Annotated in this window: 23 protein-coding genes and 1 pseudogene; 6 read left to right on the top strand and 18 right to left on the bottom strand. The window is 42.9% G+C overall.

Annotated elements, in window-relative coordinates:
- From HMPREF9446_RS15615 to HMPREF9446_RS15565, 11 genes are all read right to left on the bottom strand, one after another.
- Positions 1 to 1,068, bottom strand: a complete 1,068-nt coding sequence (locus HMPREF9446_RS15615; protein WP_009126703.1) for an ATP-grasp domain-containing protein — start codon at positions 1,066 to 1,068, stop codon at positions 1 to 3.
- 1 nt (position 1,069) lies between these two features.
- A complete protein-coding gene (locus HMPREF9446_RS15610; RefSeq protein ID WP_009126702.1) occupies positions 1,070 to 1,741 on the bottom strand; it encodes a metallophosphoesterase family protein in 672 nt (223 codons plus the stop codon).
- Positions 1,719 to 2,606: an NAD-dependent epimerase/dehydratase family protein gene (locus HMPREF9446_RS15605; RefSeq protein WP_009126701.1), complete on the bottom strand. Its 888-nt coding sequence runs from the start codon at positions 2,604 to 2,606 to the stop codon at positions 1,719 to 1,721. The genes HMPREF9446_RS15610 and HMPREF9446_RS15605 overlap by 23 nt, the downstream gene beginning before the upstream one ends.
- Positions 2,594 to 3,700 carry a DegT/DnrJ/EryC1/StrS family aminotransferase gene (locus HMPREF9446_RS15600; protein ID WP_009126700.1) on the bottom strand — a complete coding sequence of 369 codons (1,107 nt, stop codon included), beginning with the start codon at positions 3,698 to 3,700 and terminating at the stop codon, positions 2,594 to 2,596. Before HMPREF9446_RS15600 ends, HMPREF9446_RS15605 begins: the two co-directional genes overlap by 13 nt.
- Complete coding sequence (locus tag HMPREF9446_RS15595) at positions 3,700 to 4,653, bottom strand: NAD-dependent epimerase/dehydratase family protein (RefSeq protein ID WP_009126699.1); 954 nt, start codon at positions 4,651 to 4,653, stop codon at positions 3,700 to 3,702. The genes HMPREF9446_RS15600 and HMPREF9446_RS15595 overlap by 1 nt, the downstream gene beginning before the upstream one ends.
- A 10-nt stretch (positions 4,654 to 4,663) precedes the next feature.
- Positions 4,664 to 5,953, bottom strand: a complete 1,290-nt coding sequence (locus HMPREF9446_RS15590; protein ID WP_009126698.1) for a nucleotide sugar dehydrogenase — start codon at positions 5,951 to 5,953, stop codon at positions 4,664 to 4,666.
- 37 nt (positions 5,954 to 5,990) lie between these two features.
- On the bottom strand, positions 5,991 to 6,563 hold the full coding sequence (locus tag HMPREF9446_RS15585; RefSeq protein WP_009126697.1) for an acyltransferase: 573 nt from the start codon (positions 6,561 to 6,563) through the stop codon (positions 5,991 to 5,993).
- A gap of 6 nt (positions 6,564 to 6,569) precedes the next feature.
- Positions 6,570 to 7,706, bottom strand: a complete 1,137-nt coding sequence (locus HMPREF9446_RS15580) for a DegT/DnrJ/EryC1/StrS family aminotransferase (protein WP_009126696.1) — start codon at positions 7,704 to 7,706, stop codon at positions 6,570 to 6,572.
- Positions 7,707 to 7,728: 22 nt separating this feature from the next.
- On the bottom strand, positions 7,729 to 8,694 hold the full coding sequence (locus HMPREF9446_RS15575; protein WP_009126695.1) for a Gfo/Idh/MocA family oxidoreductase: 966 nt from the start codon (positions 8,692 to 8,694) through the stop codon (positions 7,729 to 7,731).
- Positions 8,695 to 8,740: 46 nt separating this feature from the next.
- Entirely contained in the window at positions 8,741 to 9,220 is a 480-nt protein-coding gene (locus HMPREF9446_RS15570; RefSeq protein WP_009126694.1) for a UpxZ family transcription anti-terminator antagonist, read from the bottom strand.
- Positions 9,221 to 9,337: 117 nt separating this feature from the next.
- Positions 9,338 to 9,871 (bottom strand): UpxY family transcription antiterminator, encoded by a 534-nt coding sequence (locus HMPREF9446_RS15565; RefSeq protein WP_009126692.1) that lies wholly within the window; start codon positions 9,869 to 9,871, stop codon positions 9,338 to 9,340.
- Positions 9,872 to 10,791: 920 nt separating this feature from the next.
- Here HMPREF9446_RS15565 and cdd point away from each other — a divergent pair.
- The 4 genes from cdd to HMPREF9446_RS15545 all read left to right on the top strand — a co-directional run bounded on the left by cdd (position 10,792) and on the right by HMPREF9446_RS15545 (position 15,113).
- The gene (gene cdd, locus HMPREF9446_RS15560) at positions 10,792 to 11,301 is read left to right on the top strand and encodes a cytidine deaminase (RefSeq protein WP_262360212.1); all 510 of its coding nucleotides are present in this window, start codon (positions 10,792 to 10,794) and stop codon (positions 11,299 to 11,301) included.
- A gap of 302 nt (positions 11,302 to 11,603) precedes the next feature.
- Positions 11,604 to 12,143, top strand: a complete 540-nt coding sequence (locus HMPREF9446_RS15555; RefSeq protein ID WP_009126689.1) for a flavodoxin family protein — start codon at positions 11,604 to 11,606, stop codon at positions 12,141 to 12,143.
- Positions 12,144 to 12,169: 26 nt separating this feature from the next.
- The gene (locus HMPREF9446_RS15550) at positions 12,170 to 13,669 is read left to right on the top strand and encodes a 4Fe-4S binding protein (protein ID WP_009126688.1); all 1,500 of its coding nucleotides are present in this window, start codon (positions 12,170 to 12,172) and stop codon (positions 13,667 to 13,669) included.
- Between the two features lie 40 nt (positions 13,670 to 13,709).
- Positions 13,710 to 15,113: an aldo/keto reductase gene (locus tag HMPREF9446_RS15545; protein WP_039969834.1), complete on the top strand. Its 1,404-nt coding sequence runs from the start codon at positions 13,710 to 13,712 to the stop codon at positions 15,111 to 15,113.
- Positions 15,114 to 15,120: 7 nt separating this feature from the next.
- Here the strand turns inward: HMPREF9446_RS15545 and HMPREF9446_RS15540 are convergent, their stop codons facing one another.
- From HMPREF9446_RS15540 to HMPREF9446_RS19330, 7 genes and pseudogenes are all read right to left on the bottom strand, one after another.
- Positions 15,121 to 16,572 carry a vWA domain-containing protein gene (locus HMPREF9446_RS15540; RefSeq protein WP_009126686.1) on the bottom strand — a complete coding sequence of 484 codons (1,452 nt, stop codon included), beginning with the start codon at positions 16,570 to 16,572 and terminating at the stop codon, positions 15,121 to 15,123.
- Positions 16,559 to 18,124 carry an AAA family ATPase gene (locus HMPREF9446_RS15535; RefSeq protein WP_009126685.1) on the bottom strand — a complete coding sequence of 522 codons (1,566 nt, stop codon included), beginning with the start codon at positions 18,122 to 18,124 and terminating at the stop codon, positions 16,559 to 16,561. The genes HMPREF9446_RS15540 and HMPREF9446_RS15535 overlap by 14 nt, the downstream gene beginning before the upstream one ends.
- A 438-nt stretch (positions 18,125 to 18,562) precedes the next feature.
- A pseudogene (locus tag HMPREF9446_RS15530) lies at positions 18,563 to 18,892 on the bottom strand (TOTE conflict system archaeo-eukaryotic primase domain-containing protein); the annotation flags it as partial.
- A gap of 195 nt (positions 18,893 to 19,087) precedes the next feature.
- Positions 19,088 to 19,573, bottom strand: a complete 486-nt coding sequence (locus tag HMPREF9446_RS15520) for a fimbrillin family protein (protein WP_148345848.1) — start codon at positions 19,571 to 19,573, stop codon at positions 19,088 to 19,090.
- 122 nt (positions 19,574 to 19,695) lie between these two features.
- The gene (locus HMPREF9446_RS15515; RefSeq protein ID WP_039969798.1) at positions 19,696 to 20,574 is read right to left on the bottom strand and encodes a hypothetical protein; all 879 of its coding nucleotides are present in this window, start codon (positions 20,572 to 20,574) and stop codon (positions 19,696 to 19,698) included.
- Between the two features lie 14 nt (positions 20,575 to 20,588).
- Positions 20,589 to 21,122, bottom strand: a complete 534-nt coding sequence (locus HMPREF9446_RS15510) for a Pvc16 family protein (RefSeq protein WP_009126679.1) — start codon at positions 21,120 to 21,122, stop codon at positions 20,589 to 20,591.
- 60 nt (positions 21,123 to 21,182) lie between these two features.
- Positions 21,183 to 21,314: a hypothetical protein gene (locus HMPREF9446_RS19330; RefSeq protein ID WP_262360208.1), complete on the bottom strand. Its 132-nt coding sequence runs from the start codon at positions 21,312 to 21,314 to the stop codon at positions 21,183 to 21,185.
- Positions 21,315 to 21,606: 292 nt separating this feature from the next.
- On the opposite strand from HMPREF9446_RS19330, the gene HMPREF9446_RS15500 reads away from it, so the two are divergent.
- Together HMPREF9446_RS15500 and HMPREF9446_RS15495 are read left to right on the top strand one after the other, a co-directional pair.
- Positions 21,607 to 22,893 carry a site-specific integrase gene (locus HMPREF9446_RS15500; RefSeq protein WP_009126677.1) on the top strand — a complete coding sequence of 429 codons (1,287 nt, stop codon included), beginning with the start codon at positions 21,607 to 21,609 and terminating at the stop codon, positions 22,891 to 22,893.
- Positions 22,894 to 22,903: 10 nt separating this feature from the next.
- Complete coding sequence (locus HMPREF9446_RS15495) at positions 22,904 to 23,932, top strand: hypothetical protein (protein ID WP_009126676.1); 1,029 nt, start codon at positions 22,904 to 22,906, stop codon at positions 23,930 to 23,932.
- Positions 23,933 to 24,093 lie beyond the last annotated feature (161 nt).

Below are 24,093 nucleotides of genomic sequence, written 5' to 3'. Positions count from 1 at the left end.
TCACATACGGTTAACCTTATCTGCCATAGAGGGGGTAATAAACAACTCATCTAAACCACGAGAAATATACCCTTCTTTATATGGGAAATTAGGAGTAATATGTTCTCCTAAAATATATTTACGTATCAATACATCCGGCTCATTATAGCCAACCATTGCACGCAAGGAGGTTGTCCCTGAAAATCTTGGATTAATTTCAAAAATATAACATTTATCATCAACCAAACGACATTGTATATTAATTGCACTAGTACTCCCTAATTTTTGAGCCACAAGTTCACACTGTTGTGTGACAATAGGGAATTTGCCAATTTCCCCTTGAGATATACCATTACTAATTACCAAAAGCTCATCATTAAATTTACTTTTGACTTTCAACCGATTGCTTAAACCTCCAAGAATATTCTTTTTCACAGCAATAGAATTTATCAAATTACCCTCCATATCGCTTAAGACCCCCACAGTATATTCTCCATTTGCATTACCTACATATTCTTGAATAATAAATTGAGAGTAAATATGCAATAAATAAGATGCAAATAAATCTAATTCTTTTCTATCCTGAGCAATAAAAGTATTAGTAGAGCCACCACCACCGACAGATGGTTTCAACACTACCGGAAAGAAATCCACCAACTCCAAATCATCAAAACAGTTTACCGTTATGGTTTTAGGAAAAGAAAAGCCATTATCCTTAAACCAATTCATAGTCTGAAACTTATCCAAACATATATCAATGACAGATTCCGGATTTATAAATAGTTTAACTCCAATATTTTCAAATAGACATCGATTTTTGCTTACTATTTTCAACTCCGGTTCACTACCTGTAAAAAGAGCTTGTATATTCTCTTTTGTACATATATTTAACAAAACATCCAGATAATCAGAAGATAAGGCAGGAGGTAATATATATGCTTTATCAACCATATACAATCCTTTTGAATAGGGAGTAATATCTCCTCCTACAATGTAATAATTCAACAATGATAAGCGTAGAGCTTTTAAAATCTGCTCTCCACCTCCGCCACCTCCAACACCTGTTACAAATATTCTAACATCATTCATTTTATTTTCTTTTTAAGCATTCAATAACCGACGAATGTATCCTTGTTTTATCAAAACAACATTCGTCTATATCTATACAAACACGTTTAATATAGCATTCTTTTGTTTGGGTGTTCAACAAAGAATAGCTAGGCATATTGCCGATATCCCTTGGTAACCCACATGACCCCACATTTACAAGTGTTCCACAAGATTGTTGCATTATATATGGATGATGGGTATGTCCCATAAAAACATAATCGAAATCATGAGAAACATAATTTAGAATTGATTGGCTATCCTTATAACCGTATCCTAAAAGAGGATTCCATGGAGTTCCATGAACACATAGAATCTTAATATTATCAGTAAAAAGTGTGTAAAATGGTAGCCATGTAGAAATTATCGATATCTCATCTGATGTAAACAAGTTACGTTGTTTTTTTATCTGATATATCTCTTCCTTTTTTTCATCTATTAGCAATCTGTCCAACAGCATTGCTTCATGATTGCCACATAAGCAGTGAACATGTTTATTCATTAAAAAATCAAACACCTGTTTGGGTTGATCAAAATAGCCTACAATATCACCTAGACAGATTATCTTATCTGGTCTTTCCTTTTGGATGAAAAACATACATTTCCTTAAATAATCAATATTTGAATGTATATCAGATATTACTACTATCTTCATTTATTCCTTTAGCTAAATCAAAAATACCTTCATCCAAAGTTACTACAGGAGACCATCCTAAAGCAAGCCTTGCTTTCTCATTAGAGAAAAATCCTCTATAATCCTCTTGCAAATCCTGCAGAGAGGAATATTTTATATCAATAGATTGATTCAATAAAAGAGTGACTTTATGAGCTAAATCAATCATAGATATAGGAGCCCCTGAAACAATATTATAAACTCCACTAACTTGTTTTTCTATAGCAAGTTTGACTGCCCGAGCAATATCATATACATGAATAAAGTCTTGCATACGGTTTCCTTCTCCATAAACCAAAAGATTATTGCCGGTTATTGCATTCCGAACAAATATCTTCATCACAGTATTGTGCTTTTGCAATCTTCCATATGGAGAAGAAATCCTCAAACATACATTGACATCGTCCCGTGATAAAACAGCTTTTTCTGTTGCTATTTTATTTCTGGCATAATCTGTTAAAACAGAAGATACATCTTCTTCATGACAAGTTTGCCCTGTTATATATCCATAAACACTAATACTAGATATATATATGACCCGAATTTTCTTCTTTAAAGCCCAATTAAGTACATTATCATCTATCAATCTATTATGAACTCCAACTTCAGAATCGCTCTTCCCTGAAGCTGGAATCTCAGCAGCACAATGAACGATAACATCCGGAGCAAAATCCCCTAATAGTTCATCCAATGTTTGTTTCAGCAAATCACCTAAAATGTAAGTACAATCAGCATCTATCGCTCCCATTTTTCGAACAAGAGCTGTAATTTTATAACCGTTTTTTTTTAGTAAATTTACAATTTCAGCACCTATTAATCCACCAGCTCCTGTTACTAATATTTGCATAACACCTTTTTTATTGTACTTGAAATATACTTGATATCTGCATCATTTAAATGCATTCCCAAAGGTAATGCCAATCCTTGTACTCTAGCTCTAAATGCATTAGGACAATCCGAATATTTATAACTATATTTATTTGAATAATACTTTAAAGCATTTAAAGCCTGCGCACCAAAATTAACTTCTATTTCATGTTCTTTTAAAGTAGCTATCAACAAATCTCGATTTATATCATCAGACAATAATATGTGATAAGTTTGAAAAACCATCTTGCGATTATCAAAAACAACCGGCGTTTTTATATTAGAAGTACACCCTAAAAAATCATTATAAAAATTAGCCTGCTTTATCCGACATTCAATTAATTCAGTAAGCATTTCTAATTGTGGAATGCACAATGCCGCCTGAAAGTCAGTCAATCTATAATTAAGACCAGCTACTTCAAAGTCTAATTTTGAATCCTTATATACAATACCATGATTCCTATACATAGCAACTTTTTCAGCAATGTCATCTTTATTAGTAACTAATATTCCACCTTCACCTGACGTAATTGCTTTTCTTGGATGCAAACTAAAGCACCCTAACTCTCCAAAAGTACCCACTTTTTTTGAACCAAATTCTGCTCCTAAAGCACACGCTGCATCTTCTACGATATTCAAATTGTACTTCTGAGCCAACTGAATGATATCATCCATTTTAGCAGCCTGCCCAAACTCATGAACAGGCATTATTGCCTTTGTTTTAGGGGTAATAGCCTGCTCTATCTTAGATGTATCAATACAAAAATCATCTAAATTGATGTCAACTAAAACTGTTGTAGCACCTACTAACTCCACAACATTAGCCGTAGCAGGAAATGTAAAAGCCGGGACAATGACTTCATCTCCCGGGCCAATACCCAATGCTATCAACGCTAAATGTAAAGCGGCCGTGCCACTCGAAACTGCAAAAGCGTGTTTCACTCCTAAATATGATTTTACATCATTCTCAAGTTGGTTTACAAATTGCCCTTGTACTAAATTGCCTGAGCGTAATACTTCAACAACGTTACTAATGCATTGATCGGTAATATAGGGTTTAGATAGCTTTATCATTACAAATTATTTTTTATCCATTCTGCTGTTTTTAGAATACCTTCCTCAACATTAACCTGAGCTTTAAATCCCAATTTTTCAAAAGCTTTCTCAACAGAAGGTATTCTTAATTCAATATCGGCTGACAATGCCGGTTTAAAGATTATTTTACTTGAAGAGCCAAGTACTCTACATACTGTTTGAGCTAACCCATAAGTTGTCAGCACTGCTCTTGAATTTCCAATATTAAAAGATTCTCCTATGGCTTTGGAATCTTCAATACATTTCTGAAGACAGGCAACAAAATCATCAACGAAACACCAAGCACGAATTTGGTTTCCATCTCCATAAATATAGATATCTTCATTTTTCAACGCCCTCTTAATAAAAATCTGAATAGCTCCTTCTCCTGTTTGTCCTGGACCATATACATTAAAAGGACGTACAGAACATACCGGCAAATTAAACTCTTTATAATAAGCCATTGCTAAATGTTCACCAGCTAATTTACTTACAGCGTAAGTCCAACGAGCTTCCCCCGCACTACCTGCTACAGTTTCTGTGTCCTCCGTTGATTTAAAAGCATGGCTCCCAAAAACTTCCGAAGTTGAAAAGTCAATTACCCGATCGGATACATTATTTACTCTGGCAGCTTCCAAAACATTAGCTGTACCAATCATATTAACACGCATTGTATTTGTCGGACTCTTTATGACAGTATCTATCCCAGCAATAGCAGCCGCATGCACTACAATATTTGCTCCTGCCATACTTTTTTCCAATAACGCATAATCCAACACATCTCCTTTTACTACCGATAGATTAGGATGATTAGCATATTCAGTATAGCTTAAAGTATCTCTATGAAAATTATCATATACAACAATTTTATTATTGTCAACCAGTAATGAAATTAAACGGTTTGCTATAAAACCAGCACCACCTGTAATAAAAATTTTCTTATTTGTTATCATAAATTCTTTTTTATAGACTCCAATATTTCAAACTATGAATTTTATCTCTATACATTCCTTTGATATCTACAAGCACCGCATGATCATACGTCATACCTTTGAAGTATTTATCATCCAAGTTTTTGTATTCATCATGGGCCACAGCCACAACCACAGCATCATAATTATCTCGCGGCTTTTCCACCAAGTGGAAACCGTATTCTTTTTGCACTTCGTCGCTATCCGCATACGGGTCAACCACATCTACATCGCAACCAAAGTCCTTCAGTTCATTAATAATATCAACAACTTTTGAATTACGGATATCTGCTACATTCTCTTTAAATGTAACCCCCATCACAAGAACACGGGCACCAAGCACGCCTTTGCCCAATGATATCAAACGCTTTACAAGTTTCTTAGCAATATATCCGCCCATACTATCGTTAATATAACGACCTGCACTGATAATCTGGCAATGATATTTCAACTCGCTGGCTTTCTGAACCAAATAATAAGGGTCAACACCGATACAGTGTCCTCCAACCAGACCCGGATAGAACTTCAAGAAATTCCATTTAGTTCCGGCAGCTTCCAACACATCGTACGTATTGATACCTATACGACTGAAAATAATGGAAAGCTCATTCATCAAAGCAATATTGACATCACGCTGGGTATTCTCAATAATCTTCGCTGCTTCAGCGACTTTTACATTCGGCGCACGATGAACACCCGGCTTTACAACAAGTTCATATACTTTAGCAACAACATCCAAAGCTTCAGGATCACAACCGGAAACGATCTTGATTGTATTGGGTAATGTATGCACCTTTTCTCCCGGATTGATACGCTCCGGAGAATAACCGTATTTAAAGTCTATACCGGCTTTTAAGCCACTTACCTCCTCCAAAATAGGGAGGCAATCGTCTTCCGTACATCCTGGATAGACTGTAGATTCATAGACAACATAATCACCCGGCTTCAACGCCTTAGCCACTGAACGGGAAGCACCTAACAACGGAGTCAAATCTGGTTTATTGTATTTATCAATAGGAGTAGGAACCGCTACTATGAAAAAAGAAGCTTCTTTCAGCTTTTCGATAGAAGACGTGAACTCTATATCCACATTTTCAAAGGCTGAACCATCCAGTTCCCCACAAGGATCAATCCCCTCGCGCATCTTTGCCAAACGTGACTCATTGATATCAAAACCAATTACCGAAATCTTCTTTGCAAATTCCAGAGCGATGGGCAAACCGACATAACCTAAACCGACCAATGCCAGTTTAGCCTCTTTATTTACTAACTTATTATACATAACTTTCAGAATAGAATTAAAATTAAAGAATTAGAAATTAAAGTTTAACCAATTTACTTTCTTTCAACTGATAACGTTCCTTACTCTCCGGACAGACTGCAACCCCCTCTTTATCAAAGTCCAGCCTATGCCCGTATTCACTCATCCAACCAATCTGACGTGCAGGATTTCCAACCAATAAAGCATAAGCAGGAACAGTTTTAGTAACTACCGCACCGGCACCGATAAATGCATATCTGCCAATATCGTGTCCACAAACTATGGTAGCATTGGCACCAATAGTGGCACCTTTGCCAACATGGGTTTTGGCATACTCGGACTTACGATTGATAGCACTGCGAGGATTGGTAACATTGGTAAAGACACAAGAAGGGCCTAAGAAAACATCATCTTCACACGTTACACCGGTATATACCGACACGTTATTTTGAACCTTTACATTATTTCCCAATACCACATCCGGAGAAATTACCACATTCTGGCCGATATTGCATCTTTCTCCAAGCACACATCCGGACATGATATGACTATAGTGCCATATCTTTGTACCCGCACCAATCCGGCAACCATCATCAATGGTTGCTGTTTCATGAGCAAAAAAATCTTGCATAGATATTTATTTAAAGAAATCTTTTATGCTATTAATGACCAAATCCTGCTGCTCAGCAGTCAGTTCGGTATGAACAGGAAGGGAAAGAACTGAATATGCCAACTTTTCGGCATTATCCAAAGACTCCGCAGCGCGTGTTATTCCCTGAAAAGCTTCCTGCTGCTGTAAAGGCAACGGATAATAAATCATACTGGGAATGCCGGAATCTGCCAAATGTTGCTTCAAAGCGTCACGCTTGCCATTCAATACTTTTAAAGTATATTGATGATAGACATGAGTGCTCTGAGGCAATTCATCCGGTGTGATAATACCTTGCACATCCTTCAAATGAGAAGTGTAATACCGGGCCGCTTCATAACGGGCATGGCAATACTCATCCAGATGTTCCAATTTAGCATTCAAGACAGCTGCCTGAACAGTATCCAGACGTGAATTGCATCCGATAACCGCATGATGATATTTTATCCGCTGGCCATGATTGGCTATCATACGAAGTTGTTCGGCCAATGCATCATCATTGGTAAATATGGCTCCCCCGTCACCGTAGCAGCCTAAGTTCTTTGAAGGAAAGAAAGAAGTACATCCTACATGACCGATAGTACCGGTATGCTTCTTGGTTCCATCAGAAAAAGTATATACGGCACCAATAGCTTGTGCATTGTCTTCCACAACATACAAGTGGTGTTTTTCTGCAAATTGCATGATAGGCTCCATATCGCAAGACTGGCCAAAAAGATGCACCGGAATAACAGCCTTTGTTTTTGGACTGACCGCCTTTTCCAAATTGGCAACAGTTACATTAAAAGTAGCATAATCCACATCCACCATAACAGGAGTCAAGCCCAAAAGCCCAATCACCTCCGCAGAGGCAACATACGTGAATGCAGGTACTATAACCTCATCACCCGGCTTTAAACCTAAAGCCATCAATGCTATTTGAAGAGCATCCGTACCATTGCCGCAAGTTATTACATGTTTACAGCCAGAGTATGTTGCCAGATTGGAAGCAAACTCCTTCACTTGAGGACCATTGATAAAAGCAGAAGCTTCAATGACTTGCCGAATACCTGCATCCACTTCTTCTTTTATCTTTAAATATTGGCCATGAAGGTCAACCATTTGAAGTTTCATATCCATAATCATTTAATTCTACAGCAAGAATCATTTACCACCCAAATGGATGTTTTGCTAAAGGCAGTTTTGCCAAAGGATGGTAGTCACCTTTCAAACCGATGGGGTCTGCATGACGAATATCATACACGATATTGATTGCATTACGCGCATCCTCAATACCAAAACCTTTACCGGCAAGAATATCCTTATAGCTTTCAGTGTGCAATTCCGTAAAACCTTTGCTGAATTCAAATTCTTCACCATCAATATTGATTGTGCGATAAGTAAGCTTCTCTCCTTGTACTGCATTTTCAGGAAGATTATCAGAGTTAATGCTCAAAAAATAACGGACACGCGCTCTTTCCAACTCCAGATAGCCTGCTGCACGGTCGTGTGTATATACATGTACTATATTCTTATTTACAGGACCAAATACCCATGAAAGCATATCATAAAAATGCACGCCGATATTGGTCGCGATTCCCCCACTCTTATGTACATCTCCTTTCCAGCTTGTATAGTACCAGTTACCACGTGAAGTTATATACGTCAAGTCCACATCATAAATTTTGTCCTTAGGGCCATTCTCTATCTTCTTCTTCAAATCAATAATAGACTGGTGCAGACGAAGTTGAAGTATTGTATAAATATGGTGTCCGGTTTCTTTCTCCACTTCTTCCAAGGCATCCACATTCCAAGGATTCAAGACCAAAGGCTTTTCACAAATCACATCAGCCCCCAAACGCAACCCATAGCGCATGTGTGCATCATGAAGATAATTAGGGGTACAAATAGATACATAATCAACTTGTTTGTCAGTACCTTTCAATTTTGTACAATGACGATCAAATAATTCATGTTCTACAAAAAAAGAAGCTTCCGGAAAAAAGCTATCCATAATACCGACACTGTCAAATGTGTCATAAGCCGCAACCAAGCGGTTTCCGGTGTCCTTAATGGCACGCAAATGACGGGGAGCAATGTAACCCGCTGCTCCGATTAATACAAAATTTTTCATTGATTATAATTGTAAATATTAAAACTCTACGTAATGATATATATTACTAAACTTCCTCAAACGGATAAGGATTCTCTTCTATATTCTTCAGTTCTCCAATAATCTCCATCTGATCGAAAGTCAGTGTATTCTTATCCCAACTATCAATAATAGAATGCGCTTCCTGAAGCATGGATTCTTCATAAACCTCCCCATAACAATAAGTCAACAGACGGACTTTAAGAAGAGAAGCCGGAAGTTGTTCCAATACCTCACAAATACGTTCTATAACTGCTTGTTTCTTTTGCTCCTTGTCCCCATTATCATAAATAGTGGCGTTATAACCCATCAAAAGGGCAAGACAAAGATGGGCTTCTTCATCGATATCAGAACCTTTGAAAGAATAGAGAGAATCGGATTTCAGAAGCAGTTCCTTGTTCAGTCGGCTAAAATCATCTGAGTAAATGGGGGTACCGTCTGTACCAAGATGCATAAGCTTATGAGCTGCTTCTTGAAGTTCCAAAGCACGTAATAATAAGGAATTCATTGTATATTAAGTTTTTTAAATTACAGAAAGGAAGAAGATCCTGCAACAAGCTCAGGATAACAGAGTATTATGGATAAAATTAACCTGCTTAATTCACTGGTATTAAAGTGACAGATACTATTTAATTATCTTCAGATAGGATTTGGGCACTTTGACACTGGCGGACAAAATGCCTTTAATACGAATGACCACATAAGTTTTGTTGGCTTCTGTAGCAACTTCACCCTCAATTCCACAGAAATCACCTTTAACAACCTTGACCTTATGACCGACAACAAGAGGCTCGTTGTCGAAACTCACCCCGTCAGGATTCAAGTCCATGACAAACATGAAATCCTCCATCTGCTTATTGGGGACAACAAGCATGGAATGGGAAAAAAGGTCTTTCATGTAGAAAAGCTGCACACCATAGACATTGGAAAGGTCACAGGCTGTCTGTTTCGTGGCACGGACAAAAATCAAGTTGCGAATGACAGGCACTTCACTCCGCTTCCGGCGATACTTCAACTGGGTTATTACGCTCCGGGTAGGAAGATAGCAGTCAATATCCAGATTTTCTTCCACTTTTAGCTTTTCAAGAGAATTTCGGATTGCAAATTCTTGCTTGTCACGGGTACGGGCTGCAAACCAATATTTCTGTGTATCAATCACTTGTTATGAATAAAATCAAGGATATTACTTTAGTTCCGGGTGCGCTTCGCGGTTTGAACGAGACATTTCTCCCTTTCAAACCGATTGTATCATTCGAGCATGTATAACGTACTATGAACAAGAAGATTAGATAAATAAAAGCGTTCAATAGACGTACGTTTAATGGACGCAAAGATAAAGGCGTTTTTTGTATTGACAAAATATTTGATGATAAATATTTCAAAGCATATCCAGATTTACCTATATTATTTTGATTCACAACAAAATAGCATACACCTATAATCAGTTAATAAGTTTTTATTTTTAGCCTCATAGGGCAATCTTCCAATGCCATAAAATAGGCGTCCATTAAACGTACGTTTAAAAAACGTCATAATCCATTACCCTACAGCCACTTACAAAACTATTTCTCTTTTTATCCTCTAACAATTTCTGTTTTCCACTCCATTTTTATAATATTTAAATCTTTTAACCAATAAATATTTATTAAATTCATAAACTATTTAGACAATGGAGTCCATTAGAAAAAGACAAAAGTCAACAAGAACCAACTGAGAAGAAAGTCCTATCAATCTGATAAACAGAGCAGAAGAAAAAGAAATACGGTAGCGCACACCTCCATAGTAAGGGAAAAGCTGCTGGCGGGATAGGCAGAGACACGGAAAGGTACTGATTTTGCCACCGTCAGCAAACGGACGAAAGGGCTACACCCTTCCGCCCGGATGGTGTAGCCCTAAGCATAAAAGGGTGTAGCCATCCGGGGCAAATGGTGTAGCCCTTTTTACATATCTGATAATCAAATAATTACAAACCATTAAAAGCCCAAAAATGGAGAAACAAAAAAGAGCCAAAATAAACGATTAACTCCTTTTTTATGCCTTTACCTTCCAACTTTACATAATCTTTTCTATCTTTGTGACATTAATCATCATATAATTCTTTACCCCATGAAAGAGCTGAACATCCGGATTACCCTCAAGATATACGAGTATGAAGAACTGAACCGTGAAGATCGAGAGCTGGTGAATGCCGCCTGCGAAGCAACCCAACGGAGCTATGCCCCCTACTCCCACTTTTCGGTAGGTGCAGCCGCCCGCCTAGCAGACAAGACCATTGTCACTGGAAGCAACCAGGAAAATGCCGCATACCCGTCCGGACTTTGCGCAGAACGCACTACCCTGTTCTATGCCAATTCCCGCTATCCCGACCAGGCTGTAGATACACTTGCCATAGCCGCCCGTAACGAACGGGGAGAATACCTAGAAGACCCCATTCCTCCTTGCGGTGCCTGCCGCCAGGTTATGATGGAAACAGAGAACCGTTTCAAACATCCTATGCGCATCTTATTATTCGGCCAAAAGGGTATCTATGAATTAAAAAATGTGGGAGCATTGCTACCACTTTCTTTCAATGCATCTGCCATGGAATAAAAAAGGAATGCTGTCTTTGCACCCGCTAACTTAATAAGTGTCACCGATGAGAATATCCAAGTAAAGACAAACATTCCAGATGAGCATCATTATCAAAGACCTTAGCCATACCTATCCGGATAAGGAAATCTTGGCGTGATAACCTCACCATACTGAAACAACTTATCTGTAAAATTGGTAAAAATATCTGTAATTCATATACAAGAACTCAGATTCAAACTCTGTATTTTTGCAACAGGAAAACGGCTAGTGCCGATAACACAACATAATTCAGTAAGAAACCTAACAAATAAAGACGTATTATGGCTAAAAAAGTATTGATTCTCTCCTCCAGTCCCCGCCGGAACGGAAACTCCGACACTCTGTGCGATGAATTTATGCACGGTGCACAAGAAGCAGGAAATCAGGTTGAAAAGATATTCCTGAAAGACAAGCACATCAATTACTGCACCGGATGTAGCGTTTGCAGCATGTACAATAAACCTTGCCCACAGAAGGATGACGCCAACGAAGTAGTGGAAAAGATGATTACCTCAGATGTCATTGTCATGGCAACCCCCGTATATTTCTACACCATGAGTGCCCAGATGAAAACACTGATTGACCGTTGCTGTGCCCGTTATCTTGAAATAAAGAACAAAGAGTTTTATTTCATCGTTGCGGCTGCCGAAGAGAGTGTCCCCATGATGGAACGTACCATCGATGGTTTCCGTGGGTTCCTCGATTGCCTGGAAACCCCCAAAGAATGCGGCGTTATCTATGGCGTAGGTGCATGGAAAGCAGGCGAAATCAACGACAAACCTGCCATGAAAGAGGCATACGAAATGGGTAAGGGAATATAGGACATAAAACTCAAACTGTACTTATTATGCTACGTACTATCAGACTGACATTGGCCATCGTTTTCTTTGTACTCATCACGTTGCTGTTCTTGGATTTTACGGGAGCATTGCATACTTGGTTCGGCTGGATGGCAAAGATACAATTCCTGCCGGCTGTGCTGGGACTAAATATAGGTATCATCCTCTTGCTGGTAATCTTGACCCTGGTATGCGGACGCGTCTATTGTTCCGTAATTTGCCCGCTCGGTGTATTTCAAGACATTATTTCCTGGCTGTCGGGGAAACGGAAGAAGAACCGTTTCCGCTACTCACCTGCACTGACATGGTTGCGTTACTGTATGCTTGGCATATTCCTGCTTGCCATCATCGGCGGATTAGGTTCTTTTGTTGCCTTGCTGGCGCCTTACAGCGCATATGGACGTATAGCTTCAGGATTTTTCGCACCGGTTTACCAATGGGCAAACAATGGTCTGGCCTATCTGGCGGAACGCGCCGGCAGTTATGCATTCTATGAAACAGAGATATGGATAAAGAGTCTTCCTACTCTCGCCATTGCCGGGATGACAGCTGTTATCCTCATAATACTTGCCGCACGTGGAGGACGTACCTATTGTAACACCATCTGTCCGGTGGGTACCGTCCTTGGTTTTCTGTCCAAATATTCCCTCTTCAAACCAGTGATAGACACTGCGAAGTGCAACGGTTGCGGACTTTGTGCCCGCAACTGCAAAGCTTCATGCATCGACTCCAAAGCACACGAAATAGACTATAGCCGTTGCGTGGCCTGCATGGATTGTATTAATAAATGCAGACAGGGTGCCATCACTTATACACGGCGCAGACCGAATCCGGAACCAACTACTGCAAAAGGTACATCCGTCACTGCAGAGCAAATCAATGATACCCGCCGCGCTTTCCTTTCCACCACAGCCCTGCTGGCAGCCACGGCAGCCGTAAAGGCACAGGAAAAGAAGGTGGACGGAGGACTCGCCGTTATCGAGGAAAAAAAAATTCCCGAACGTGCCGTACAGATCACTCCTCCGGGCTCATTAAGTGCACGCAATTTCGCACAGCACTGTACGGCATGCCAGCTTTGTGTATCGGTATGCCCCAACCAAGTGCTTCGCCCTTCGGGGAATCTGATGAAACTCATGCAACCTGAAATGTCCTATGAACGTGGATATTGCCGCCCCGAATGTACCAAATGTTCAGAAGTTTGTCCGGCAGGCGCCATACATCCTATCACGAAAGCAGACAAATCGGCTATCCAGATAGGGCATGCGGTCTGGATTAAAGAGAACTGCATCTGTGTGACCGATCATGTGGATTGCGGAAACTGCGCACGGCATTGTCCCGCCGGTGCCATACAAATGGTACCTTCCAATCCAAAGAACGAGCAGTCCATCAAAATTCCCGTAGTGAATACCGAACGCTGCATAGGTTGCGGAGCATGCGAAAATCTTTGCCCGTCAAGACCATTCAGTGCAATTTATGTGGAAGGACACAAGATGCACAGGACAGTATGACATATCCCAAAACAGCATCATAAAAGTAGATAAGATAACCATGGAAAAGAATCATAAGGATAAGATAAACCGCCGGGATTTCTTAAAAATTGCCGGTGCCGGTACGTTTGCTTCTGCCGCTGCATTATATGGCTGTTCCAGCAGGAAACCGAACTCCGGCAGTGAAGCGGCTGCACTCGGTGAAATACCTACTGACAAGATGGTATATCGCACCAATCCTACGACGGGTGACAAAGTCTCCCTGCTGGGATACGGATGTATGCGCTGGCCCACCCGCACCAAATCCGACGGTAGCGGAGACGAGATAGACCAAGAAGCAGTAAACGAACTGATAGACTATGCCATTGCACACGGAGTGAACTATTTTGATACTTCCCCGGCATACGTACAAGGTCTGTCGGAACGTGCCACAGGAATTGCACTGAAACGCCACCCGCGTGAAAAATTCTTTCTGGCAACCAAATTGTCCAATTTCAGCCCCAGTACCCATAGCCAGGAAGAATCGCTTGCCATGTATCACCGTTCTTTCCGTGACCTACAGGTAGATTACCTGGACTACCTGCTACTGCACGGTATCGGCATGGGCGGCATGGAAGCCCTCCACAGCCGCTATCTGGACAACGGCATGCTGGATTTTCTTCTGAAAGAACGCGAAGCCGGGCGCATCCGCAACCTTGGTTTCTCATACCACGGTGACATCGAAGTTTTTGATTACCTACTCTCCCGGCACGACGAACTGAAATGGGATTTTGTGCAAATCCAACTCAATTACGTGGATTGGAAGCATGCCAAGGAAGTAAATACCCGCAACACGGATGCCGAATACCTGTACGGCGAACTGGTAAAACGCGGCATCCCCGCCGTCATCATGGAGCCGTTGCTTGGCGGACGGCTCTCCAAACTGAATGACCATCTGATGGCGCGCCTGAAGCAGCGCCGTCCGCAAGACAGTGTGGCGTCCTGGGCTTTCCGCTTTGCCGGGACATTCCCCAATGTACTGACAGTACTGAGCGGAATGACGTACATGGAGCATCTGCAAGATAATCTCCGCACTTTTTCTCCGCTCGAACCCTGTACGGAAGAAGAACTTGCCTTACTGGAAGATACCGCACAAAAGATGCTCAGATACCCCACTGTTCCGTGTAACGACTGCAAATATTGTATGCCTTGTCCTTATGGGCTGGATATTCCCGCCATTCTGCTGCACTACAACCGTTGCATCAACGAAGGCAATGTCCCCCAAAGCAGCCAGGACGAAAACTACCGGGAAGCACGGCGTGCATTCCTCATCGGCTATGACCGCAGTGTACCCCGGCTACGCCAGGCAAGCCATTGCACAGGGTGCAACCAATGCACTCCACACTGCCCGCAAGGTATAGATATTCCTAAAAAGTTACAGGAAATAGACCGGTTTGTAGAAGACTTGAAACAAGAGCGACTCTAAAGAAACATCAATAATGCCGGGAGGGAGTGTAATCGACCCTATAGACACGGTCGAAGAAAGGTGCCCATTCATTCTCAGCCATGCCCAGTTGCAAGCCGTAGAAATGTGTATCTGCCTCCCGGTATTCCTGTATCTTACCTGTTAAGGCCGGAGACAGTAACGGTATCTTAAAGTCACTAATCCACAGGACATCGGCATTCATATAGTCTTTGGAAGACCGGAGCAGCCGGAGAGTTGTTTTCAGCATACAGGTAGCATCCGTATCCCCGCAAGCCGTCTTTGAAAAAAACTCGAGCAAACGTGCGCGGTCCTTTCTGATATCAATGGGATTGACAGAGACGGAAAAGGCTATGAGGAAACAGTTGCGCTGCTGCCTGTCGGCAATCTCCAAGAGTTTTATCAATAAGGAATGCGCTATCTTTTCCGGCTTTCCCGCCATGCTGCCGGAGGTGTCCAGACAGACAATCATCGGCCCTTTGCGCCGGGCAAGCTTGGTTTCCAGACACCGGGCAGGGTGCATGATCTCTGATTTGTAACGGAAAGTCTGAAGCTTACGGGTCAGATACTTATAGACAAACAAATCTTCCAGATCATCATCGGCACAGTGCGCCAGTTCCATAGGCAGCAATGCATTCAAATCATTTCCTACGGTAATCCCCATTATATCACATCTGGACGAATGTTCCAATTGATAAGTATCCCCCTCCTTGACATGTATCCGGTCTTTTCCCTCGTCATCGGCAATGCGCCCCATCTTATGCGCCACTTTCACAATCTCCGGATAATTTCTCTGGATACGGACAATCTTGCGTATCCGTTCAAAGTCTATCGTATTCCACATCCCGCTCATCATCCCCCATGCCTGCATGAATTCATCCTTCTCTATATGATTCCGCCGGAGGTACTCCGGAATTTCTTTCAGATTAGCCTGAAGTCTGCGTTCCAAAGCATCTTTACGCAACTCTATTTCATTCTCTTTCTGCTCTTCCTGTTTTCTGCGGAAAGCCTCTTCCCAATCATCCACCATCTTTTCCCAGACATCGTCGTCGGCATACTTCCCTTCACAGCCAAACTGCCCCCGGTAAAAACGCTGTTCAAAGCCATAACCTGCATATTTGTCGGCAATCTTCTGCAACAAAGCCTGCCAACCATCTTTACGCTTCTGTACCGACCATTCCAACACCAGTCTCATCTCATTCCGTTCCGACTGGCTTTTCTGCAGATTATATTTTTCCTTTTCCAAATTCAACTGAATAAACTGGACCATGGTATCATAAAAGATCCGGGCACAGATTTCATCATTCAATACCTGGAGCCTGACCATCGGTTCGTTCATCACGGAAAGCAGATAGGCATACAACGGTTCACTATCCGTTTCCGCACATTCGCCGGTTTCGACATACCTGTCCAACACCTGCACGTAGAATCCCGAATCATACCTGCCGCTACTCATCGCCATATCTTAACTTTCGTACATCAACACGTGCCCAGGCTATCTCCTTGCGGAGGGTAGCAGCATATTCACTCACACTTTTCTTGTCATCCTCAGAAACAAAGATATTGTCTGACAGATCCTTCACCAGCTTGTCTATCCGGGCAGAAACTGTTTCCAATTCCGTTTCATAGTCCCTGTCTGTAACAGAAAGATTTCCAAAGCATAGCTGTTGTTCCTCTCCCCTCTTCAGACGTCTCATCGGAAAACGTACTCCGTTTATATAAAGATGCCTGTCGTCCCGGTAAAGCGTGACACGTTCCATTTTCTGCTCTTTCATCCGGCCGGTGTCGGAGAAGGCACGGATAATCGTCCGCTTCGGATTCAAGGGGTCAAGGTACATCACGCCTATGGTAGGCGTATCTTTGGGATGGTATTCTTTCATATTCTTATAATCTACAATGAAGATGTAGGTGTTGCCTGTACCATGATTCTCCACCTGATAATAAAAATGATCCGTTATCAGAAGGTCATCGTCACGGCGGTCTCCGTTCAATCGCGCCTTGTCCAACGCCTCCCGTACCCGGCTGACCTTCAAATCGGATTTCAAAGAGGTAGTTATGGAAGCTATTTCTTTTACATAAAGAACGAACAAGGCCCGGATAACAATCTGACGGACTTCGGCACATTCATCCGGCTCGCTCCACAAACAATGGTAGATAGGAAGCAAATCTATGATACACACTTCCTTACGCCCATGTATAAAAGCGGAAGCTTTCAACAGCCGGACAATATTCTTCCATCGTCGGTCACTGACATATATGTTCCTACGTATTTCGGTGTCTTGCATCTCCACACTCGTCAAGGCTTTACGGATGGCCGTGATGCACGGCAAGACTTCCGGTGATACCGTGACTTTGCCTATTTCTTTTTGCCATCCGGCATATTCCTCGTCAGAAATCTGCCCTTCAAGACTTCTTCTTTCCCGTTCATTGTCATCATCCAAAAGCATCTTATAAAACTCTTCTTCTTCCTTGACACACGTACAGATGACACGAATCAGGAAACGGTCCCACAAAGCCTCCAAGCCTTCTCCCTGGGCAGGCAGTTCATTACTTGCCGCCACCAACAGTTTCAAAGGCAGTTTCAATTCTTTATCCCCATTGCGGAAAAGTTTCTCATTGATCACCGTCAGTAACGTATTCTGTATAGCCGGTCCTGCTTTCCATATTTCATCCAGAAAAACGACATCTGCCGTGGGCAAGTATCCCTCCGTCACCCGTTCGTATTTATCGGACTCTTTAAGGCGGCTGATACTTACCGGACCAAATATTTCATCGGGAGTAGAAAAGCGGGACATCAGATATTCAAAAGCCTCAGCATTGACAAAAGCTTCTTTCAACCGACGTGCCACCATGGATTTAGCTACTCCCGGAGGACCCAGGAGCAGGATGCTCTCGCCTGCCAGAGCGGCCAGTAAGGACAAACTTATCTCGGTCTCTTTCTCATAGACTCCACGATTCATTTCGGATAACAGCAGCCGGATACGCTGCGTGATTTCAGTTCCTTTAGTATTCACTGTTAGATTGTATTTATTGAGAAAGTGCAAAGATAGAAAATAGAAATTGAGTTGGTTGGATAACGGTTTGCTTTTATTTTAGTTTCTTTTGTAGAAATTTTAGAGCAACAAATATAAACATGAAACGCAGAGCCATGCGACTGGGGACAAATTCCCTCTGCCGCAACTCTGCGATTTCAGCCCGAAAACCTTTTCCTTTTCACGTCTGTACAATGGAGGCCGATGGCAGCGAAAACAAGCGACTGACCTTAGATTTGTAGCCGAAAATAAATTTAACTTTGTGATGAATTAAAAACTTTGAAAGAAAGGAGTGCAAAGAGTGAACCAGGAGCGACCGAGAATACGGAAAAGTCGGTACAATAAAAAAAAGAAAACAGCATACAGCCAGTAGATTGCTACCGGTCCGTATGCTGTCCTGATATTCTATGGGAGGGATATGTATTTTTTCTTGTCACAAACACCCCTGCGCCATTCGTTGATACAGACCGGCTGATAACCGCCCTTTTCGGTTGTCTTGCTGAACCATCTTCGGGCAAAGGCATCCTCACGCCCTCTAAAGAAATTACGGAACAACTCAATTTTATCATGTAGAGAGAAATTGACAGGAGGGAACATGACGGAAGAGAACACAGACGTCTCATCTGAAATCTTCTTGTCGGAATATGCAATACCATGTTGCAGAAGAATTGATTTCAACTCTTCGTTTTCGGCAAGCAAGGTATCATACTTCTTGACAAGCGTGTCGTATTTTTCTTTAAGGTTTTCCATTTCATTTTGCCGCCAACAGTCCGCAGAGAAGTGCTATGCCGAAACTTAGGAATGTCCCGGCAAGGACATACTCCGTTTTTGCGGTGTCCGTGTCTTTGAATCTTAGTATGGACTTTGCCGCTATAATAAAACCGACCGCTTCGTATTGGCCTATTATTACAAATATGATTGTGAGGGCACGTTCCAGATTCCCAATCAACACTTGAAAGGAAGGTTAATGTCAGTCATGTTGTAATCCACGTCGTTTTCAGTTTCGGCATAGAGGGCGTAGGCAAGGCCATTACTTTTGGTTTGTTTGCTCAAATCCACATTACCATCGGCAGGATACCGGGCACGCACCTTGCTTGTCTGTTTATCTTTCCAATAGATGGGACCATCGGTGGATGGGGATACGGTTATCTCCTTATTGTCCGAAACCTGAATTTCATATATCCGGCTGTCATTATCCGCATACCCCTTGATGCCGACACGTATCCGGTCACCATCCTGCCATACGCTGCTGTTCCGATCCTTGCTTTCCGACACTCGTGTCTGCGGGGCATCGGCACTCCACAGCTGTTCGCTCACTTCCGCGCCGAGAGTGATGCCGCTTATCTGCAAGGGGTACTTGCCTTCAGGCAGGATGTCGCCACCCGGTTCATCGTCCTGCGTACAGGAGGTAAGCACCAAGTGCCGCCCCAAAAATCATATTTGATACAATCTTGTTCATATCCTTGTCTTTTTTATATTATTTTTGTTATCAAATTCCTACCCTCCAATCTGCACCGTGGGCACTCCCGGACTTATTGTTGTCAAAATCTCAATTATTGTCCGTTAATATAGCATATCTCTCTCAATGTATGCGGAGAGTCCGACAGGAACTTTCCCGGTTGCGGGGGTGAGATGAACCGGCTTTCTACCCGCGTACCGATGTAAAGCAGGATTGGAACTTGGTACTGCTTTTTCAGCATGATCCGCTCTGTAGAAACAATTCTCCAGACATTGGTACCCAGTTCTTTTTTCTCGTACTTTTCCGGCAGCCCGAAAGCCACTTTGTCACCGCTGGTTCGCAGGCTGAGTTTTTCTCCGCGCATGTCATTTTCATCCTTAAATATGCACAGATATTCCCAATAATATGCAGGTGAAGAAAACCGGAGGGTGAACTTCGGGCAACAGATTTCCTGCAGCTCCTTGATTTCTTGCTTTACGGCTTCCAACCGCTTCCCGGTTTCTTTCCCGTCGCCTTCCTTTTCCAGTTGTTCCATCTTCGTATGGAGTCTTTGCAGTCTCTCCGGTGCCGACTTTACCGGTTCCAGTTTCATGTGGCAGAACTCGTTTTTCAGTCTTTGTTCCTTCGTTTCCTTTTTCCAGACATAATCGGCATTCACTTCCACCACACCGTTTTCTATGCTGAAAAGGTAAAGGCTTCCCGGCTCATACCCCTTGCTCTCTATCTGTTGCAGGAAATAGGGATCTTTCACTCTCATGGATACCTCCAGCACATCATCATCCATAAAGCCCGGCGCATCATCGGGCATCGCCCATTGCCATTCGTTCGTGCCGGTGGGCACGAACATCACTCCCCGTTGTCTCATCAGCTTTCGGGTATCGGATGTCGGCTCCAGAATCACATTGCGGTTCATAAACGAATCGTAGTAAGTGTGTTCGATGCGTATGATGGCTATAGGTATATATCGACTCATCTGTTTTCTCCTTTCTATTTTAATATATTGACTGACGGTTCCCGGGCAATGCCTCCACTGCCGGAGGCTTCATTTGCATCCACTACAAGCCGGCGCAATTTGCACATCACCGATGGATAATATTGTCCGCTCAGTGTGGTCCAAATGTTGTTGGTATCTTGGGCTGACAGCATTACGAGTTCCACTGTATATCGCTGTCCGTCCAGCTCGAAGAAGGGATGTGACTGGGCAAAAAGCAGTGTTTCATTCAGTACGGACAGCGATTGGGCGTACTGCCTGTCATCATAAACGGCTGCAAGCATCAGGTCAAGGCTCAGCAGCGGCGGATAAGTCTGCACATAGCCCGTACCGCTCCGGCTGATGCCGGATGAGATGCCTCCCGATGTTTCGCGTTCGATGTTGACCAGCGAGACAATCAGTTTGCAGAGTCTTTCGTCCGCACTGTTGCCGATGAATCCGACTTCCGCCAAGCCTTCGGGCTGGTGGTGCAGCCGGGAGAGATATTCGTCCAGCCGCTCGGCGTAGTATGTCAGGATGCGTCTTATCATTTTCTTTGTTTATTTTCCTTTTTTAATACGTTATACCCACCCTTAGCTGTCAGTTTGCCGTCACCCCGTATGGTGATGGTTGTTCCGGTAACATTGTACAATGCGCTCTTCTCTGAGGAGACCATCGTATTTTCTCCTTTGAGAGGCAAGGACGAACAGACCGAGGCAATACAGAAAAATGTTTTGTTTCATATAGCTTATAATTTTTATTGTTTACTGCCTAAAACTACTATTTTTTGCCGAAACGGAGAAAAAGAAAAAGCTCTGAAATCCTTGAATTTCAGAGCTTTGCCTTTATTTGCTATTTGCTTTCGCGGTGCGTACGGTACTTTAACCTACGATTTTACAAAATATCATAAACTCGTAACTATTTACTAATAAACAGCTTATTACAATTGATATATATCGTAAAATATCACTCAAAATCTTTTGCTATCTCAATAATTGGGTGTATATTTGGGTGCTAATTTAATTACACCCGAATATGAATATCAAGAGAAACATCATCTTTTCTTTGGAGAGCCGTAAGAAGAACGGCGTACCAATCGTAGAGAATGTGCCTATCCGTATGCGTGTGATATTTGCCAGCCAGCGCATCGAGTTTACAACGGGCTACCGCATCGATGCAGCCAAATGGGACGCCGACAAGCAGCGTGTAAAGCCGGGCTGCACCAACAAACTGAAACAAAGCGCATCCGAAATCAACACCGACCTGCTGCGCTACTACACAGAGATACAGAACATCTTCAAGGAGTTCGAAGTTCAGGGAACCATGCCGACCACCGCACAAGTGAAGGAGGCTTTCAACAACCTGCACAGCGAAAAAAGGGAAGAGGAACAACGGAAGCCCCTGACGTTCGCACCTATGGAGGTATTCAGGGAGTTCATCAGGGAGTGCGGCACACAGAACGGCTGGTCTGACGCCACCTATGAGAAGTTCGCCGCAGTAAAGAAACACCTTGAGAAGTTCGACAAGGAACTGACTTTCGAGGCACTGGACGAACCTAAGCTGACAAGCTACGTGAATTTCCTCAAGGACGTGGAAGGCTTGCGCAACACGTCCACCATGAAGCAGATAGCCTATCTGAAATGGTTCCTGCGGTGGTGCACCAAGAAAGGGTACTGCATGAACAACGCCTACGAGAGCTTCAACCCGAAGCTGAAAAGCGTCCAAAAGAAGGTGATATTCCTCACATGGGAAGAACTGAACAAGCTGAAAGACTACAAGATACCCCCGACCAAGCAATATCTCGAACGGGTAAGGGACGTCTTTCTGTTCTGCTGTTTCAGCGGGCTGCGCTATTCTGACGTGTACAACCTCAAACGGAGCGACATTCGGGACGGGTATATAGAAATCACCACCGTAAAGACTGCTGACCGCCTTGTCATCGAACTGAACAACCACAGCAGGGCGATACTTGACAAATACAAGGACGTGGAGTTTGAAGGGCACAAGGCGCTCCCGGTCATCAGCAACCAAAAGATGAACAACTACCTGAAAGAACTGGGGGAACTTGCGGAAATCAGCGAACCGGTAAGCGAAACCTACTATAAAGGCAGCGAGCGTATAGACACCATTACGCCCAAATACGCGCTGCTGGGTACCCATGCCGGAAGACGGACATTCATCTGCAACGCGCTTGCGCTCGGTATTCCCGCACAAGTGGTGATGAAATGGACGGGGCACAGCGACTACAAGGCGATGAAGCCCTACATAGACATAGCCGATGACGTGAAGGCGAACGCAATGAGCAAATTCAACCAACTGTAACTATCACACTATGGACGAAAGAATAACATCAATGATACCCCGCTACGGCAAACTCAACAAGATATACACCGAAATAATGTCCGGTGGCAGTTTCTCTTTTGAGAAACAACAGTTCATTTCCGATTTTTACAGAGAGTACGGAGACACGCAGACCTTTGAGGCGGCACTTATCAGCCTCATGCTTGAAATGGACGCCACACACTATTCCGTACTCCTGAACAGTCTGAAACGTGAGATTGAGAGCAACATCTCGACTTACAATGCCTGCAAGGAGTTTTTTGACCGTCTCGATACCGAATATGTCTGCCGACAGCATGAAAGCCGTTTTGACTGGGGTATTGACAGACAGATGAAAGTCACAAACGGATATTACCGGGAACTCATGAAAGCGAATGGTTCTTTGGAGGCGGTAGGTTTCAGGAAACACGACCGTCAGGAAGAGGAACTGCTGGAAAGAAGGTACGAACGGTGCAAACGGGAACACGACAAGGAGAAAGCCAAGCTGGATGAACTGTACAGGCAGAAGGAGCAGGCAAGGCGGGAAGCCCTGCAATGCCTGCAAAACCGCTGCGGGGACATTTGCAGGCTGGGAGGCTCACTATTGGCAATCCTTGAAAAATACCTGACCGACCAAAAGAAAAAGGAAGGGGAAGAAAAGGAAATGTTCGCATCCGGTACCACTCCGGCAAGCCCGCCCACCTATTTCCCCATGCGACTGCTGTCAGCCATTTATGAGAAATGCAACGGTGAACAGTTCGAAGCCGTTTCCGAACTGGACTTCTACGCCAACATGAACCTGCAACCATACGAAGGCAGACTGAAAATAAGACCGAGGGAGAAGGCACGTGTATGCTATCTCATTTTTCTTATGGGTGAAACGCTACCCAAACCGGACAGAGAAAAATGGAAAGAGGACATCATGAACCTGCTGGGAATAGACGATACATACTACAAGTCAAAATACAAAGAGCCCGTTTCCGATTTTCCCAGTGACAGCAATAAGGAATTTGCTAAGGAAATGCGGTCAATATTCCGATAGCCGGTGATATGTCCCGACATTCCACGACACGACCACTTTTACCACTCAAAATAAATTCTACCACTTTTTATTACTTTCTGATATTTAACAAGATAGCGTGATACCCCAATCACGCTATCCACATCCTTACCACCCATACCCGGAACTAACTTTGCACTGTT

Origin of the sequence: Bacteroides fluxus YIT 12057, from assembly GCF_000195635.1 — a bacterium.
Taxonomy (GTDB): Bacteria; Bacteroidota; Bacteroidia; order Bacteroidales; family Bacteroidaceae; genus Bacteroides; species Bacteroides fluxus.
The sequence above is the reverse complement of the archived record's forward strand: the minus strand, read 5'-3'. Positions and strand labels throughout refer to the sequence as shown.

Coding starts and splice junctions, on each gene's coding strand:
- HMPREF9446_RS15510 (WP_009126679.1), bottom strand. CDS start 21,122: ATGATAAGACGCATCCTGACATACTACGCCGAGCGGCTGGACGAATAT.
- HMPREF9446_RS15615 (WP_009126703.1), bottom strand. CDS start 1,068: ATGAATGATGTTAGAATATTTGTAACAGGTGTTGGAGGTGGCGGAGGT.
- HMPREF9446_RS15605 (WP_009126701.1), bottom strand. CDS start 2,606: ATGCAAATATTAGTAACAGGAGCTGGTGGATTAATAGGTGCTGAAATT.
- HMPREF9446_RS15610 (WP_009126702.1), bottom strand. CDS start 1,741: ATGAAGATAGTAGTAATATCTGATATACATTCAAATATTGATTATTTA.
- HMPREF9446_RS15495 (WP_009126676.1), top strand. CDS start 22,904: ATGGACGAAAGAATAACATCAATGATACCCCGCTACGGCAAACTCAAC.
- HMPREF9446_RS15570 (WP_009126694.1), bottom strand. CDS start 9,220: ATGAATTCCTTATTATTACGTGCTTTGGAACTTCAAGAAGCAGCTCAT.
- HMPREF9446_RS19330 (WP_262360208.1), bottom strand. CDS start 21,314: ATGAAACAAAACATTTTTCTGTATTGCCTCGGTCTGTTCGTCCTTGCC.
- HMPREF9446_RS15500 (WP_009126677.1), top strand. CDS start 21,607: ATGAATATCAAGAGAAACATCATCTTTTCTTTGGAGAGCCGTAAGAAG.
- HMPREF9446_RS15585 (WP_009126697.1), bottom strand. CDS start 6,563: ATGCAAGATTTTTTTGCTCATGAAACAGCAACCATTGATGATGGTTGC.
- HMPREF9446_RS15600 (WP_009126700.1), bottom strand. CDS start 3,700: ATGATAAAGCTATCTAAACCCTATATTACCGATCAATGCATTAGTAAC.
- HMPREF9446_RS15515 (WP_039969798.1), bottom strand. CDS start 20,574: ATGAGTCGATATATACCTATAGCCATCATACGCATCGAACACACTTAC.
- HMPREF9446_RS15595 (WP_009126699.1), bottom strand. CDS start 4,653: ATGATAACAAATAAGAAAATTTTTATTACAGGTGGTGCTGGTTTTATA.
- HMPREF9446_RS15550 (WP_009126688.1), top strand. CDS start 12,170: ATGCTACGTACTATCAGACTGACATTGGCCATCGTTTTCTTTGTACTC.
- HMPREF9446_RS15545 (WP_039969834.1), top strand. CDS start 13,710: ATGGAAAAGAATCATAAGGATAAGATAAACCGCCGGGATTTCTTAAAA.
- HMPREF9446_RS15540 (WP_009126686.1), bottom strand. CDS start 16,572: ATGGCGATGAGTAGCGGCAGGTATGATTCGGGATTCTACGTGCAGGTG.
- HMPREF9446_RS15555 (WP_009126689.1), top strand. CDS start 11,604: ATGGCTAAAAAAGTATTGATTCTCTCCTCCAGTCCCCGCCGGAACGGA.
- HMPREF9446_RS15590 (WP_009126698.1), bottom strand. CDS start 5,953: ATGTATAATAAGTTAGTAAATAAAGAGGCTAAACTGGCATTGGTCGGT.
- HMPREF9446_RS15580 (WP_009126696.1), bottom strand. CDS start 7,706: ATGATTATGGATATGAAACTTCAAATGGTTGACCTTCATGGCCAATAT.
- HMPREF9446_RS15575 (WP_009126695.1), bottom strand. CDS start 8,694: ATGAAAAATTTTGTATTAATCGGAGCAGCGGGTTACATTGCTCCCCGT.